General features: G+C 65.0%; 14 protein-coding genes and 2 tRNA genes. 6 read left to right on the top strand and 10 right to left on the bottom strand.

What is annotated here, in order from left to right:
* Positions 1-27: 27 nt before the first annotated feature.
* From hspQ to P0086_RS16270, 3 genes are all read right to left on the bottom strand, one after another.
* Positions 28-363, bottom strand: a complete 336-nt coding sequence (gene hspQ, locus P0086_RS16280; RefSeq protein ID WP_112598978.1) for a heat shock protein HspQ — start codon at positions 361-363, stop codon at positions 28-30.
* A 210-nt stretch (positions 364-573) separates the two neighbouring features.
* A complete protein-coding gene (gene glnA / locus P0086_RS16275) occupies positions 574-1,983 on the bottom strand; it encodes a type I glutamate--ammonia ligase (RefSeq protein WP_112598976.1) in 1,410 nt (469 codons plus the stop codon).
* A 60-nt stretch (positions 1,984-2,043) separates the two neighbouring features.
* Positions 2,044-2,382 (bottom strand): P-II family nitrogen regulator, encoded by a 339-nt coding sequence (locus P0086_RS16270; protein ID WP_038542987.1) that lies wholly within the window; start codon positions 2,380-2,382, stop codon positions 2,044-2,046.
* Positions 2,383-2,746: 364 nt separating this feature from the next.
* On the opposite strand from P0086_RS16270, the gene P0086_RS16265 reads away from it, so the two are divergent.
* Both P0086_RS16265 and P0086_RS16260 read left to right on the top strand, forming a co-directional pair.
* Positions 2,747-4,228, top strand: a complete 1,482-nt coding sequence (locus tag P0086_RS16265; RefSeq protein ID WP_275787369.1) for an NAD(P)H-hydrate dehydratase — start codon at positions 2,747-2,749, stop codon at positions 4,226-4,228.
* Positions 4,229-4,292: 64 nt separating this feature from the next.
* The gene (locus P0086_RS16260; RefSeq protein ID WP_112612624.1) at positions 4,293-5,186 is read left to right on the top strand and encodes an EamA family transporter; all 894 of its coding nucleotides are present in this window, start codon (positions 4,293-4,295) and stop codon (positions 5,184-5,186) included.
* Positions 5,187-5,274: 88 nt separating this feature from the next.
* Here P0086_RS16260 and P0086_RS16255 read toward each other — a convergent pair whose 3' ends face one another.
* Genes P0086_RS16255 through uvrA form a run of 3 tightly spaced genes read right to left on the bottom strand, consistent with a single transcriptional unit; the run spans position 5,275 to position 9,669 of the window.
* Positions 5,275-6,087, bottom strand: a complete 813-nt coding sequence (locus P0086_RS16255; protein ID WP_275787365.1) for a DUF72 domain-containing protein — start codon at positions 6,085-6,087, stop codon at positions 5,275-5,277.
* 31 nt (positions 6,088-6,118) lie between these two features.
* Positions 6,119-6,745, bottom strand: a complete 627-nt coding sequence (locus tag P0086_RS16250; protein ID WP_275787362.1) for a glutathione S-transferase family protein — start codon at positions 6,743-6,745, stop codon at positions 6,119-6,121.
* 5 nt (positions 6,746-6,750) lie between these two features.
* Positions 6,751-9,669, bottom strand: coding sequence for an excinuclease ABC subunit UvrA (uvrA, locus tag P0086_RS16245; protein ID WP_148178826.1), 2,919 nt, complete (start codon positions 9,667-9,669; stop codon positions 6,751-6,753).
* Positions 9,670-9,983: 314 nt separating this feature from the next.
* On the opposite strand from uvrA, the gene P0086_RS16240 reads away from it, so the two are divergent.
* Together P0086_RS16240 and P0086_RS16235 are read left to right on the top strand one after the other, a co-directional pair.
* The gene (locus P0086_RS16240; protein ID WP_112612421.1) at positions 9,984-10,508 is read left to right on the top strand and encodes a single-stranded DNA-binding protein; all 525 of its coding nucleotides are present in this window, start codon (positions 9,984-9,986) and stop codon (positions 10,506-10,508) included.
* A gap of 160 nt (positions 10,509-10,668) precedes the next feature.
* Positions 10,669-10,815 (top strand): hypothetical protein, encoded by a 147-nt coding sequence (locus tag P0086_RS16235; RefSeq protein WP_275787357.1) that lies wholly within the window; start codon positions 10,669-10,671, stop codon positions 10,813-10,815.
* A 112-nt stretch (positions 10,816-10,927) separates the two neighbouring features.
* Here the strand turns inward: P0086_RS16235 and P0086_RS16230 are convergent, their stop codons facing one another.
* From P0086_RS16230 to P0086_RS16220, 3 genes are all read right to left on the bottom strand, one after another.
* Positions 10,928-11,995, bottom strand: a complete 1,068-nt coding sequence (locus P0086_RS16230) for a CAP domain-containing protein (protein WP_275787355.1) — start codon at positions 11,993-11,995, stop codon at positions 10,928-10,930.
* A gap of 490 nt (positions 11,996-12,485) precedes the next feature.
* Positions 12,486-12,562, bottom strand: a tRNA-Arg gene (locus P0086_RS16225).
* 21 nt (positions 12,563-12,583) lie between these two features.
* A complete protein-coding gene (locus P0086_RS16220; RefSeq protein WP_112598966.1) occupies positions 12,584-12,889 on the bottom strand; it encodes an ETC complex I subunit in 306 nt (101 codons plus the stop codon).
* Between the two features lie 402 nt (positions 12,890-13,291).
* On the opposite strand from P0086_RS16220, the gene P0086_RS16215 reads away from it, so the two are divergent.
* Both P0086_RS16215 and P0086_RS16210 read left to right on the top strand, forming a co-directional pair.
* Complete coding sequence (locus P0086_RS16215; RefSeq protein ID WP_345799315.1) at positions 13,292-13,588, top strand: hypothetical protein; 297 nt, start codon at positions 13,292-13,294, stop codon at positions 13,586-13,588.
* 119 nt (positions 13,589-13,707) lie between these two features.
* Positions 13,708-13,784, top strand: a tRNA-Pro gene (locus P0086_RS16210).
* Between the two features lie 63 nt (positions 13,785-13,847).
* Here P0086_RS16210 and P0086_RS16205 read toward each other — a convergent pair.
* Complete coding sequence (locus P0086_RS16205; protein WP_112598963.1) at positions 13,848-14,156, bottom strand: ribbon-helix-helix domain-containing protein; 309 nt, start codon at positions 14,154-14,156, stop codon at positions 13,848-13,850.
* Between the last annotated feature and the right edge of the window lie 218 nt (positions 14,157-14,374).

Genomic DNA, 14,374 nt, shown 5'->3' with positions numbered 1-14,374 from the left:
TGGCTGCCGGTTGGCGACCGTTGGTCCTCAGTGGACGATGCCGGCGTCGACCTTCCAGTGGTAGGTGCCGCCGTCGTCTTCGGCCATCAGCGCACGGACCTGCGGATGGCGGACCGGCATGCCGCTGTCGTCGGGCACGAGGTTCTGCTCGGAGACGTAGGCGACATATTCGGTTTCGGCGTTTTCCGCGAACAGATGGTAGAAGGGCTGGTCCTTCGAGGGGCGGATTTCCGCCGGAATGGCATTCCACCATTCGTCCGTGTTCGCAAATTCCGGATCAACGTCGAAGACCACGCCGCGGAACGGGTAGATCCGATGGCGGACCACGTCTCCGATACCGTATTTGGCTGTTCTGACTTTCATACCTGGCCTTCCTTTCAACTTATATTTGGGAAGGAGCGCCGAAAACTCAAGGGTTTGACACAACTGCGTCCAACGGACGCCGGAAGACCCTCTGGCTTTTGCATGCGCAAGGTACGGCGCGGGCGCATGGAGCCGGTTTGGCAAAAGCCCGGCTCCGGGCCGGGCTTCTCGGGTTGGGGCTCCCGCCTGAGGCGGCGGGAGCGAACGGCCTCAGGCCGAGTAGTACATGTCGAACTCGACCGGGTGCGGGGTCATTTCGAAGCGCATGACTTCCGCCATCTTCAGTTCGATATAGGCGTCGATCTGGTCGTCGTCGAAGACGCCGCCGGCGGTGAGGAACTTGCGGTCCTTGTCGAGGTTCTCGAGCGCTTCGCGCAGCGAGCCGCAGACGGTCGGGATCTTCTTCAGCTCCTTCGGCGGCAGGTCGTACAGGTCCTTGTCCATGGCCTTGCCCGGATGGATCTTGTTCTTGATGCCGTCGAGGCCGGCCATCAGCATGGCGGCGAAGCCGAGGTAGGGGTTTGCCAGCGGGTCGGGGAAGCGGACTTCGACGCGCTTGGACTTCGGACCGGTGCCGAACGGAATGCGGCACGAAGCCGAGCGGTTGCGGGCCGAGTAGGCGAGCAGGACCGGCGCTTCATAGCCCGGGACGAGACGCTTGTAGGAGTTCGTCGTCGGGTTGGTGAAGGCGTTGATGGCCTTGGCGTGCTTGATGATGCCGCCGATGTAGTAGAGGCAGGTCTCGGAGAGGCCGGCATACTCGTCGCCTGCGAAGGTCGGCTTGCCGTCCTTCCAGATCGACTGGTGCACGTGCATGCCCGAACCGTTGTCGCCGAAGATCGGCTTCGGCATGAAGGTTGCCGTCTTGCCGTAGGCGTTGGCGACCTGGTGGACGACGTACTTGTAGATCTGGATCTTGTCGGCGTTGCGCACCAGCGTGTCGAACTTGACGCCGAGCTCGTGCTGGGCGGCGGCCACTTCGTGGTGCTGCTTCTCGACGACGACGCCCATCTCGGCGAGCACCGTCAGCATCTCGGAGCGCATGTCCTGGCAGCTGTCGACCGGGGGAACCGGGAAGTAGCCGCCCTTGACGCGCGGACGGTGGCCGAGGTTGCCGGTGTCATAGTCGGTGTCGTCATTGGACGGCAGTTCCGACGAATCGAGCTTGAAGCCGGTGTTGTAGGGGTCGGCCTTGTACTTGACGTCGTCGAAGACGAAGAACTCCGGCTCCGGGCCGACGAAGACGGTGTCGCCCACGCCCGAGGACTTCAGGTAGGCTTCGGCCTTCTTGGCGGTGCCGCGCGGGTCGCGGTTGTAGGCTTCGCCGGAGATCGGATCGAGGATGTCGCAGAAGATGACCATCGTCGACTGGGCGAAGAAGGGATCCATGTGGACGGTTGCCGGATCCGGCATCAGCACCATGTCCGACTCGTTGATGGCCTTCCAGCCGGCGATCGAGGAACCGTCGAACATGACGCCGTCGGCGAACATGTCTTCGTCGACGCAGGAGATGTCCATCGTCACGTGCTGCAGCTTGCCCTTCGGGTCGGTGAAGCGCAGGTCCACGAACTTGACGTCGTTCTCCTTGATTTGCTTCAGAATATCTTTGGCAGTCGTCATGTTTTGAAAGTCCCTATGTAGTGGAGGGGTGGAAAGCCCGTGCCGGACGGCCAGGCGGGATTAGATTGCGTCGACGCCGGTCTCGCCGGTGCGGATGCGGATGACTTCTTCGATGTTGGAAACGAAGATCTTGCCGTCGCCGATGCGGCCGGTCTGGGCGGCGTTGCGGATCGCCTCGATGACGGCGTCCGCATTCTCGTCCGCGAGCACGACCTCGACCTTCACCTTCGGCAGGAAATCGACAACGTATTCGGCGCCGCGATACAGTTCCGTATGGCCCTTCTGGCGCCCGAAGCCCTTCGCTTCCGTGACAGTGATGCCCTGCAGACCGACTTCCTGAAGCGCTTCCTTCACTTCGTCGAGTTTGAACGGCTTTATGATCGCTTCGATCTTTTTCATGAGAAAATGTCTCTCCGCTTCTCCCAATTGCGCAGGAATTTGCTTCCCGCCGCCTTCATCAATGCATTTTGCGTGCCAACCTTTGCATTTCTCGTGCCAGTTTCGCCCGTTTTGGCTCATTTGCGTCCGGCTTTGGGGATGGGGCTCGCGAAAGCGTCGGCGCCCGCTCGGCGGCGCGATGGCGATCTGCCTAAAAAATACGTCGCAGCCGGTCATCGGGGCGGTGCTTTCGTGCCGATCGATCGCAGATTCCGGTATCCGCACTGAAAATGAGCATTAAAGGCATGCAAATGCACAAAACATGTGCAGCTACTGCGAAAATTTGCCGTTGGCAGGCTCGGGCGCAGGAGGCATTGTGGTCGCCATGCACATGGAACTTGAGACCAGCATCGTCACGCCGGAAGAAATGGCCGGCATCGATCGTGCTGCCATCGCCTCGGGCATCGACGGTTATCAGTTGATGGAGAGGGCGGGGCAGGCCGTGGCCGCCGCAGCGCTTCGGCTGTTTCCCGGTGGCCTTCGCTTCATCGTGCTCGCCGGCCCCGGCAACAACGGCGGCGACGGCTATGTCGCCGCGCGTGCGCTTGCCGAATCCGGCTGCGCGGTGGACGTCTACGCGCTGGGCGAACCGGCACCCGGCGGTGATGCGCATCGTGCCCGCCAGCTCTACACAGGCGCCGTGATGGCGCTCGGCGACTACGCGCCTGCCACCGGCGATGTCGTCATCGATGCGCTGTTCGGTGCCGGCCTGTCGCGCGATCTGGACGGCCCCGTTTCAGCCCTCGTCGATCGCGTCAATTGCCTCGCCCTTCCCGTCGTCGCCGTCGATCTGCCGAGCGGCATCGACGGCCGCACGGGGATGGTGCGCGGGGTAGCGTTCCGGGCACAGCACACGGTGACCTTCATGTGCCGCAAGCCCGGCCACCTGCTGATGCCGGGCCGGGCGCTCTGCGGAAACACCGAGATCTTCGATATCGGCATACCGGGACGGATGGTCTCGGCCGCCTCCCATCATCTGCGGGTGAACGAACCGGCGCTATGGCGCATGAGCCTGCCGGAGGCGGATCCGTCGGCGCACAAGTACGGCCATGGCCATCTGGCGGTGTTCTCCGGCGGGCCGCTGTCGACCGGCGCGGCCAGGCTCTCCGCGGCTGCGGGACTGGCCGCCGGGGCAGGGCTGGTCACGCTGTTGTCGCCGGGCGCCGCGACGGATGTGAATGCGGCGCAGCTGACGGCCGTGATGCTGCGCGCGGTCGACGACGTGGCCGGGCTGGAGGCGCTGCTTGCGGATCCGCGGCTTTCGGCCTTCGTGCTCGGGCCGGCCTTCGGCGATTTCGACAAGGCCCGCGCCTATGTGGCGGCACTCGGCGGCCGGCCGCTGGTGCTGGACGCCGACGGCATCACCGCATTCCGGGAAAATCCGGAGCCGCTTTTCGAGATCTATCGCGAAGCCGACCGGCGCCTGGTGCTGACGCCGCATGACGGGGAGTTCGCCAGGCTCTTTCCGGATCTGGCCGCCGATTCCGGCCTCTCCAAGGTCGACCGCGCCCGCAAGGCGGCGGCGCGCAGCCATGCCGCGGTCGTGCTGAAGGGCGCCGATACGGTCATCGCCGCCCCCGACGGGCGGGCGCTGATCAATGCGAACGCGCCGCCGTCGCTCGCCACCGCCGGGTCTGGCGACGTTCTGGCCGGCATCATCGGTGCGCATCTGGCGCAGGGCATGCCGGCCTTCGAGGCGGCGGCGGCAGGTGTCTGGCGCCACGGCGAGGCCGGCCGACGCGCCGGCTCCAGGGTCACCGCCGAGGATCTCATCAACGCCCTGAATGGCTTCGATCAAATCAAATGACTTTGGCCGCGCGCGACGAAACGCTAAAGCTCGGCGGATCGAAGCGTGAAGAGAAGACATGTCCATGGGCCTGATCGATATCGCCCTGCTGGTGCTGGTGGCGGCGCTCTGGGGGTTCAACTTCGTCGTCATCAAGATAGGCATCGCCAATTTTCCGCCGATCCTGTTTTCGGCGCTGCGCTTTCTGTTCGCAGCCCTGCCGCTCGTCTTCTTCCTGCCACGCCCGTCCGTGCCCTGGCGGCTGATCCTCGGCATCGGCCTGGTGCTGGGCGTGGTGAAGTTCAGCCTGCTCTTCATCGCCATGGATGTCGGCCTGTCGGCCGGGCTCGCCTCGCTGCTCCTGCAGGCGCAGGCCTTCTTCACCGTCATCCTGGCGGCGATCGTCTTCGGCGAGCGGCCGCGCCCGGTGCAGGTCGTCGGCATCCTCGTGGCGCTCGCCGGGATGACCATCATCGCTTCGACCGTCGACGGCGGCTTCACCTATGCGGGGCTGGCGCTGGCGCTCGGCGCCGCCCTGGCCTGGGCTGTGTCCAACATGCTGATGAAGAAGGTCGGGCAGGTCGACATGCTGGCGCTGATGGTGTGGGTCAGCCTCGTGCCGCCGATCCCGCTGGCGCTCATCTCGCTTGCGACCGAGGGGCTGGACCGCGACCTCGCCGCGCTCGCGGCGCTGTCGTGGCAGGGGCTCGGGGCGGTCGCCTATATCGCCTATGTCGCGACGGTCTTCGGCTTCGGCGTCTGGGGCTACATGATCCGCAAGCACGGGGTTTCCGCCGTGGCGCCGTTCTCGCTGCTGGTGCCGGTCTTCGGCATGAGCTCGTCCGCGCTGGTATTCGGGGAAAGCTTCGGCCCGACCCGGCTGGCGGCCGCTGCGCTCGTCGTCTGCGGCCTCGTGCTCACGGCACTCGGCCCGCGGCTGCTCGACCGGGTCCGCCGCCCGGCGACGGCTACATCGTAGCGTAGCGTCATCGCGGGGGCATCCGGCGTGGATGGCTGGACCTACCGCGTCACCTCTCGCAGCCGCCGCTTCGGCGGCCGTCCTCCCGTCAGCCGGCCGGCTGTGCGCGCTTCTGCAGTTCGCGCGCGCCGTTCGGCGCATTCACCTTGCCGGATGTGATGAAGAAGGCGAACACGTTGCGCGGCTCCGCTGCCGGCTTGTGGGCGGGATCGACGAGCGGCAGGTCCTCCGGTTGACCGCCGGCGGCCCAGGCCTTCAGCCGCCCCGCCCATTCGTCGAGCGCGGCTGCCGGGTAGCAGGTGGCAATGTCGTCCGAGCCCCGCTGCAGCCGGGCATAGACGAAATCCGCCGTCACGTCGGCGATCTCGGGATAGTCGTCATGATGGGCATAGACGATCGCAGCCTTGTGCTTGCGGGCCAGCGCCACGAATTCCGGCACCATGAAGGAGGCATTGCGGACCTCCAGCGCGTGTTGCAGCGATAGCCCGTCCTGCTTTTCCGGCAGGAGCTTCAGGAAAGCCTCGAAATCGTCCGGCTCGAACTTCTTCGTCGGCGCGAACTGCCACAGGATCGGCCCGAGATGCGGTCCGAGCTCGGTCAGCCCTTGCGTGAGGAAGCGCTCGATCGATTCGCCCGCCTCGGCGAGCACCTTGCGGTTCGTCGTGTAGCGGCTGGCCTTCAGCGAGAAGATGAAACCGTCCGGCACCTCGGACGCCCATTTGGCGAAGGTCTCCGGCTTCTGCGAGCTGTAGTAGGTGCCGTTGACCTCGATGGCGGTCAGTTCGCGGCTGGCGAATTCGAGCTGGCGCTTCTTCGACAGTTTCTCGGGATAGAACGTTCCTTCCCAGGGGTCGAAAGTCCAGCCGCCGATGCCGGTTCTGATGGTGCCGGATTTGGTCATGGGGTCACTCCCTGGGATGAAGGCCGGCCGCTCAGGCCGGCGCCGTGAAGGGCTGCGAGATTTCCTGGAAGACCGGCAGCGCCTCCAGCGTGCTGCAGTGCGCCGCGAGCGCCGGGCGCTGGCTCGGGCAGATCAGCCCGGGATGGGCCTCGCTCATGTGCCGGATCGCGCAGGCGACGGCGATGTCGGCGTGGCTGATGCGCGCGCCGAACCAGTAGGGACCGGTCGCACGCTTGCGGTCGGCCTCGAGCACGTCGAGCGTGGCGGCGATCTGCACCTTGCAGCGTTCCACCCAGAGGACCGAGGGCTCCTTGTGGATCCGCTCCTCGTAGAACAGGCTGACGCCCTTGTCGGCAAAGCCGGTCGCCAGCGCCATGACCTTCAGCCCGTGCCGGCGCTCCGCCCCCTCGACCGGCAGCAACCGCCGCTCCGGCGCCACGAGCCCGTCGATGTAGTCGATGATCGAGGGACTGTCGACGAGCACCTCGCCGTCGTCGAGCACCAGCGTCGGCACCCGCATCAGCGGATTGTAGGCGCGGATCTTGTCGCCGTCGCCGAAGACCGACCAGGGCTGGTGCTCGAACGGCAGGTCATAGAGCCGCAGCGCGATCGCCACCCGGCGGACGAAGGAGGAATCGTACTGCCCGATCAGGATCATCCGTCCTACTCCGCCGCCACCTTCTTCGCCGGCCGCCGCTCCAGGAGCTCCTTCAGGAACTGGCCGGTATAGGAGCGCTCGACCTTGACCACCTCCTCGGGCGTGCCCTTGGCGATCACCTCGCCGCCGCCGTCACCGCCCTCGGGGCCGAAGTCGATGATCCAGTCGGCGGTCTTGATCACTTCCAGATTGTGCTCGATCACCACCACGGAATTGCCCTGGTTGACCAGTTCGTGCAGCACTTCGAGCAACTTGGCGACGTCGTGGAAATGCAGGCCGGTGGTCGGTTCGTCGAGGATGTAGAGCGTGCGTCCCGTCGAGCGCTTGGAAAGTTCCTTGGCGAGCTTGACGCGCTGCGCCTCGCCGCCAGACAGCGTGTTCGCCTGCTGGCCGACCTTGATGTAGCCGAGGCCGACCTCGTTCAGCGTCTTCAGCTTGTCGCGCACGGCCGGGACGGCGGAGAAGAATTCCACGCCTTCCTCGACCGTCATGTCGAGCACGTCGGCGATCGACTTGCCCTTGAAGGTGACGTCGAGCGTCTCGCGGTTGTAGCGCTTGCCGTGGCAGACGTCGCAGGTGACGTAGACGTCCGGCAGGAAATGCATCTCGATCTTGATGACGCCGTCGCCCTGGCAGGCCTCGCAGCGCCCGCCCTTGACGTTGAAGGAGAAGCGGCCCGGCTGGTAGCCGCGCGCCTTCGCCTCCGGCAGTCCCGCGAACCAGTCGCGGATGGGCGTGAAGGCGCCGGTATAGGTCGCAGGATTCGAGCGCGGCGTGCGGCCGATCGGCGACTGGTCGATGTCGATCACCTTGTCGATGAACTCGAAGCCGTCGATGCGGTCGTGCTCGGCCGGGATCTCGCGCGCGCCCATGACGCGGCGGGCGGCGGACTTGTAGAGCGTTTCGATCAGGAAGGTCGACTTGCCGCCGCCGGAGACGCCGGTCACCGCGGTGAAGACGCCGAGCGGGATCGAGGCGGTGACGTTCTTCAGGTTGTTGGCGCGGGCACCGACGACGGTGATCTCTTTCTTCTTCTTCGGCTTGCGGCGCTCGGCGGGAACCGCGACGGCGAGCTCGCCGGAGAGGTATTTGCCCGTCAGCGACTTCGGATTGGCCATGATCTCGTCGGGCGAGCCCTGTGCGATCACCTCGCCGCCATGGATGCCGGCGGCCGGGCCGATGTCGACGACGTAGTCCGCCGTCAGGATCGCATCCTCGTCGTGCTCGACGACGATCACGGTGTTGCCGATGTCGCGCAGGTGGCGTAGCGTGTCGAGCAGGCGGGCATTGTCGCGCTGGTGCAGGCCGATCGACGGCTCGTCGAGGACGTAGAGCACGCCGGTCAGCCCCGAGCCGATCTGCGAGGCGAGCCGGATGCGCTGGCTCTCGCCGCCCGACAGCGTGCCGGAATTGCGCGACAGGCTGAGATATTCGAGACCGACGTCGTTCAGAAAGCGCAGCCGCTCGCGGATCTCCTTCAGGATGCGGACTGCGATCTCGTTCTGCTTGGCGTTCATGTGCTCCGGCAAGACGTCGAACCAGTCGCGCGCGACGCGGATCGACATGTCGGTGACTTCGCCGATATGCAGCCTGTTGATCTTCACCGCCAGCGCCTCCGGCTTCAGGCGGAAGCCGTTGCAGGCGGGGCAGGGGGCGGCCGACATGAAGCGCTCGATCTCCTCGCGCGCCCAGGCCGAATCCGTCTCCTTCCAGCGTCGCTCGAGGTTCGGCACGATGCCCTCGAAGGTCTTGGTCGTCTTGTAGGAGCGGGCGCCGTCCTGATAGTGGAACTCGATCTTCTCGTCGGTGCCGTAGAGGATGGCTTTCTGGCCCGCCTCGGGCAGGTCCGACCAGCGGTTGGAGAGCTTGAAGCCGTAGGCCGTGCCGAGCGCCTCCAGCGTCTGGTTGTAGTAGGGCGAGGACGACTTGGCCCAGGGCGCGATGGCGCCGTCGCGCAGCGTCCGCTGCGGTTCCGGCACGATCAGGTCCGGATCGATCTTCTGCTGGCTGCCGAGGCCGTCGCAGGTCGGGCAGGCGCCGAAGGGGTTGTTGAACGAGAACAGCCGTGGCTCGATCTCCGGAATGGTGAAGCCGGAGACGGGGCAGGCGAACTTCTCCGAGAACATGACCCGCTCGTGCGTCTCGTTCAGCGACTTGTTGGCAGAACCGCCCGCGGCCGTCTCCTCCGGCGGCAGCGGCTTGTCGGCGAACTCGGCGATCGCCAGCCCGTCGGCGAGTTTCAGGCAGGTCTCGAGACTGTCGGCGAGGCGGGCGGCCAGGTCGGGGCGGACGACGACGCGGTCGACGACGACGTCGATGTCGTGCTTGTATTTCTTGTCCAGCGCCGGAACGTCGGCGATCTCGTAGAACTGGCCGTCGACCTTGACGCGCTGGAAACCCTTCTTCATCAGCTCGGCGAGTTCCTTCTTGTACTCGCCCTTCCGGCCGCGCACGATCGGCGCCAGGATATAGAGGCGCGTGCCCTCGCCGAAATCGATCACGCGGTCGACCATCTGACTGACCGTCTGGCTCTCGATCGGCAGGCCCGTCGCCGGCGAATAGGGAACGCCGACGCGCGCGAACAGGAGGCGCATGTAGTCGTAGATCTCGGTGACCGTGCCGACCGTGGAGCGCGGGTTCTTCGAGGTCGTCTTCTGCTCGATCGAGATCGCCGGCGACAGCCCGTCGATCTGGTCGACGTCGGGCTTCTGCATCATCTCCAGGAACTGGCGCGCATAGGCCGAAAGGCTCTCGACATAGCGGCGCTGGCCCTCGGCATAGATGGTGTCGAAGGCAAGCGACGACTTGCCGGAGCCGGACAGGCCGGTCATGACGATCAGCTTGTTGCGCGGCAGGTCGAGGTCGATGCCCTTGAGGTTGTGCTCGCGCGCACCGCGGATGGAAATGGTCTTCAGTTCGCTCATGTGTCCAGCGCCAGTCGTCGGGTCTTAAAGTGAAAGTGGCTTTTGCGTCTGCGCACCCTATGTAGGGACTGGAGCAAAGCTGTCCATGCACGTTGCGACGAAACCCTGCCTCTTTCCGATTCGGTTGACAAGATGTTAGCGATTAACTAGAACAAAAAAAGAACGAAATAAATCGAATTCTGGTCGCGGCGATCTGAACTGTGGATTACCCGGGCGCCGGGGCGGCGCAGGGCGGCTTCGACGTCTAAGATGCGCGGATCGAAAATTCAGGCAGCCGGGCGCAGCGTCCGGCGCGGCAACAGGGACGAAAGCGGATGGCAGGCAGCGTCAACAAGGTAATCCTGATCGGGAACGTCGGCGCGGATCCGGAGATCCGGCGCACCCAGGACGGCCGTCCGATCGCAAACCTGCGGATCGCGACGTCGGAGAGCTGGCGCGACCGCAATTCCGGCGAGCGCCGCGAGAAGACCGAGTGGCACACGGTCGTCGTGTTCAACGAGGGCCTGTGCAAGGTCGTCGAGCAGTATGTGAAGAAGGGTGCCAAGCTCTACATCGAAGGCGCGCTGCAGACCCGCAAGTGGCAGGACCAGAACGGCAACGACCGCTACTCGACGGAAGTCGTGCTGCAGGGCTTCAACTCGACGTTGACGATGCTCGACGGGCGCGGCGAGGGCGGCGGCGACCGTCGCGGCGGCTCCGACTTCGGCGGCGCCGGCAACTTCGGCGGCGGCGGCGCCCCGAGCTACGACGACTACGGTTCGCAGCCGTCGTCCTCGTCCTCCGGCCGCGGCGGCGCGGGTTCGTTCTCGCGCGACATGGACGACGACATCCCGTTCTGAGAACGTCAGCGGGTCGCGGCCGGCGCCGGGACCGGACCATGGTCGCCCGGGCGCTTGCGGTCGGGCCTCTGTTGTCCTGCCTGCGCCTGGTCAAAGGTCGTCGCGCTGCGTAAGCCGGTGACGGGCGTTGGCGATGTCTTCAACGGGCGGAGGCGCCGGAATGGACAACGAGGACGATCGCGGTTCGCTCTATTACTGGATCGTGGGGCGCAACTCCAACACGAACGAAGGGCTGGGGCGATTGCTCGCGCTGGTCGCAGTCCTAATCGTCGGGCTCGGCACGTTGTTCTGGGCCTTGCTGCGCTGACGCCGCGCGCGGACAGATAGGCCGAACGGGCGATACGGCGACGCGGCTGCCAGTTCTTTTCGCGGATCCCCGCCGTGACGGGAATCCGCGATGTCTTCCTTGCGGACGAAGCTCAGAGAATGAGGTCCGCATTCACGTGGCCCTGACCCGTTGCCAGTTGGGCGAGGAGCTTCGCCAGCCCGTCATGCGCGGCATCGGCGACGTCCGTCGGCAGATGGAAGTCGGCCGAATGGTGCGTGAACCGGGAGGCGGCAGCATCCCGGTCTCCGAGGTTCGCAAACGCCCCCTCGAACACATGGGCGATTTCATCGGCGTTGCCGGCAGCCTCCGTCGAGGCGTGGAAATGCAGCTGGTCTTCGTCGAGCGCAAGCGCGCGATGATCGCCATTCTTTTCCGTCGGGGCCTTTGCCTCGTCGCCGGCGGGTGCCGAGGTGTCTGCTGCGGCATTGGCACTCAGGGGCGCCGCCTTCTGGGCCGGATCGACAAGGTCGACCTTCACGTTCTTCGTGACGATCGTCGCCTTCTTGGTCGACGTCGCAATGTCGGCGCCCGAAAAGGTGACGGTGTAGGTGCCGGGCTTCAGCACGAGGTCATAGCCGCCGGCGGCGGACGTCGTGGTCTTGAAGACCTGGCCGGCCGAATTCTTGGCCGTCACCGTGATGCTGCCGAGACCCTCGCCGACGTCGTAGAAGCGGTCGCCGTCACGATCGTCGAACGCCACGCCCGTCAGGAACAGGTCGGAACCGGACTTTGCGAAATCCTGGGTTACGAATGCGCTGCTGCGGCCCTTGTAGTCGCCGACCTCGACGCCGAGGCCGATCTCGCGGAAATTCGGGTTGAGAAGGTTGGCGCGATGGCCGGACGAGTTCATCAGGTTGGTTTGCAGAAGCTTGACTTCATCCTGATAGCCGGTCGGCGCCCGGGTCGTCGCCCAGGCGATATTCTCGCCCGTGGCCCAGGACCCCTGCAGGACATAGCCCGCCGCCTTCATGCGTTGCGTCGAACTGGATCCCCCGGAACCGGTATGCGAGAAAACGTCGGCAGCGAGCATCCACTTGCTGTGCCCCTCGGCGGCCTCGCTGAGATCATTGTCGAAGGCCAGTGGCTGCGCACCCGTCTTTGCCCTCTCCGCATTGATCAGTTCCAACAGATATTGCTCATTCGCGCTGTGCTTCGGCATTCAGTCTATCTCCTCGAAGGTCATTCTTCGTCACTTGAGTGCCCCGGCCCAATCGCTCCATAGGAACGAACTGTGTCCAAGGTGCGGAGCAAGATTGACCAACTTGGGAATTTGCACATGTATCTTCGCCGCCGTGATTTCCCGCGTCGCGTGTAGCAGGATCATCTGCTCGGTTACTGCGAAGTCATTGTCGGCGATCCCCGATGATCTTTCTGTAGAGGGGATCCTGTCCGGGCAGGGCGTGCCCGACGGCAGGTGCCCGAGGCGCAACCAGCTGGGCTGGCGCGGTCGCCGGGGCGCTGGTGCACAGCCTTTCCAAAGGCGGCGGCATCAACACGCCGGCTGGGCGGGGGCGCTGTGTTCCGTGTGGCAAAAGGAAGGGAACCGGTTTGCGCCGGGCGAGCAAGCTGGAACGTCGTCCGCCTTGTCGCCGGTCGGATCGATCGGGAAGAGCTGGGCGGAAGAATTTCCATAATGATTTCAATGGTTTTGGCGACCCCTGCAGGATTCGAACCTGCGACCTACTGCTTAGAAGGCAGTTGCTCTATCCAGCTGAGCTAAGGGGCCGTTTGGGACCGCAGGCTGGCGTCAGTGCGTCCAGGGCTGCATGCGGTTGAAACGGAAATTGTCCGGGTAGGCGACCTTCTTGCGGGTCGGGTCGTGCGGCTCGACGACACGGTACTCGATGCCGTTGCGCTCGGCATAGGCGACGGCGAGTTCGCGGGTCTCGAAGGTCAGCTTGACCTGCTGGCGCATGTCGCCGGAGCTGGTATAGCCCATGATCGGATCGATCGTGCGGGCGCGCTCCTGATCGAACTCCAGGATCCAACGATGCGTTTTCGCCTGGCCGGACTGCATGGCGGTCTTGGCGGGACGGTAGATCTTCGCGGACATGGGTCTCTCGGGCTCCGATGAATTCTCTGTGGTGCCGCGCCGGCACCCGCGCATCCTTAGCGCAGAATCGGTCAACGGCCAATGCACGCGCACGGATGCTCCCCGGCTGCGCGCCGCATCTGCCGGGCTGCATAGCATCCGGCAGCGGGCAATTCAACGGCCGCAGCGGGCGGCGAAAGGGCGCGGCGCGGGCGCCGCTGTTTTCAAGTCGCCGCCCTTGCCGCGAGCGGGAAATCCACCATCTCAAGAAGAAGGGGAAGGTTGCAGACAAGGAGGCCGGATTGCCGCCGTCGCGGCCGGCAGTTTCGGACCTGATGCGAGGGCGGAAGGCACCATGCGGGTGCGCGCTTGCGGCGCAGGCCGCGCGGCCGGTGGCGCGAAGGGCGCAAAGGAATGGACAGGATGCACAACAGGACCAAAAGGCTGGGCGGCGTTCCGCTCCTCATCTGCGCGGTTTCCTTCTGCGTCGAGGGCTGCACGTCCGCCACCGGCGGCAACTATCCCGAGCCCATTCCCGGCAGCATCACCTATGGCGGCCAGCCCCGGACGAAGCTGACCAAGTCCCCGATCGGCAGCTGGTTCCACCACCGCTTCACCGACCAGTACGGCCGGACGGTGGAGGAAACCTACTTCATCCAGCCGGACAGGTCGCTGCTGCTGACGAGCCGGATCGTCGTCGAGGACATCTTCGACGACTGAGAAACCCGGCCGGGACGCCGGGGCGGCATGCCCGATGTGGCGGGAAAGCGGTACCGGTATTGCCACTTTTGCAGTTGCGGCGGCAGCGGGATGCGTGTATCTCCGCGGCCACGGATCGGCGGAGTGTAGCGCAGCCTGGTAGCGCATCTGGTTTGGGACCAGAGGGTCGGGAGTTCGAATCTCTCCACTCCGACCAACGTATCTCCGCCATTGCCCCGTTGATCTGTGACGCTAGCCTTGGCGATCGGTCGGGCCGGCCCTACTCGGCGGCGACCATGCGGAAGGTGCGCTCGGCCGTGTCCTTGGTGCTTCCGGCCATCAGGTAGATCAGACAGCTCGTCCTCAGCAGCGAGGCGAAGTTCGAGACCGAGCCGTTGATCAGCAGCGCCTCGTCGTAGAGCGTCGACAGGAAGCGGGACGTCGACAGGCCCTGGCTTGCGGCGATCTCGTCGATGAGGTCCCAGAAGGCGGCCTCGATCTGAATGCTGGTGGAATGACCACCGATTCGGACCGAACGGTTGACGGGGCGGTAGCGCTGCGGGTCCTGGCCCGCAAAGACCTCACACATGATCTTTCCTCCAGTCTTGTTCTTATGGGCGCGATTATGCGTTGGGCGTCGGCTTCGGTCAAACTGTCCCTTGTTGCCGGCAGATCGCGCAAAATCCTTCGGTTTTCACTCCGGATCAGAGAAATTTTGCATGCGGTAACGGGCTGCTACCCGATCCCGCCGTTCCGGGCGCAATCTCGAAAGCATCAGTCGCATTCGCAAGAACCGGGAAGGGCAGC

This window comes from Mycoplana sp. MJR14, assembly GCF_029210525.1.
Taxonomy (GTDB): domain Bacteria; phylum Pseudomonadota; class Alphaproteobacteria; order Rhizobiales; family Rhizobiaceae; genus Mycoplana.
This window is presented reverse-complemented; position numbering and strand designations above follow the sequence as displayed.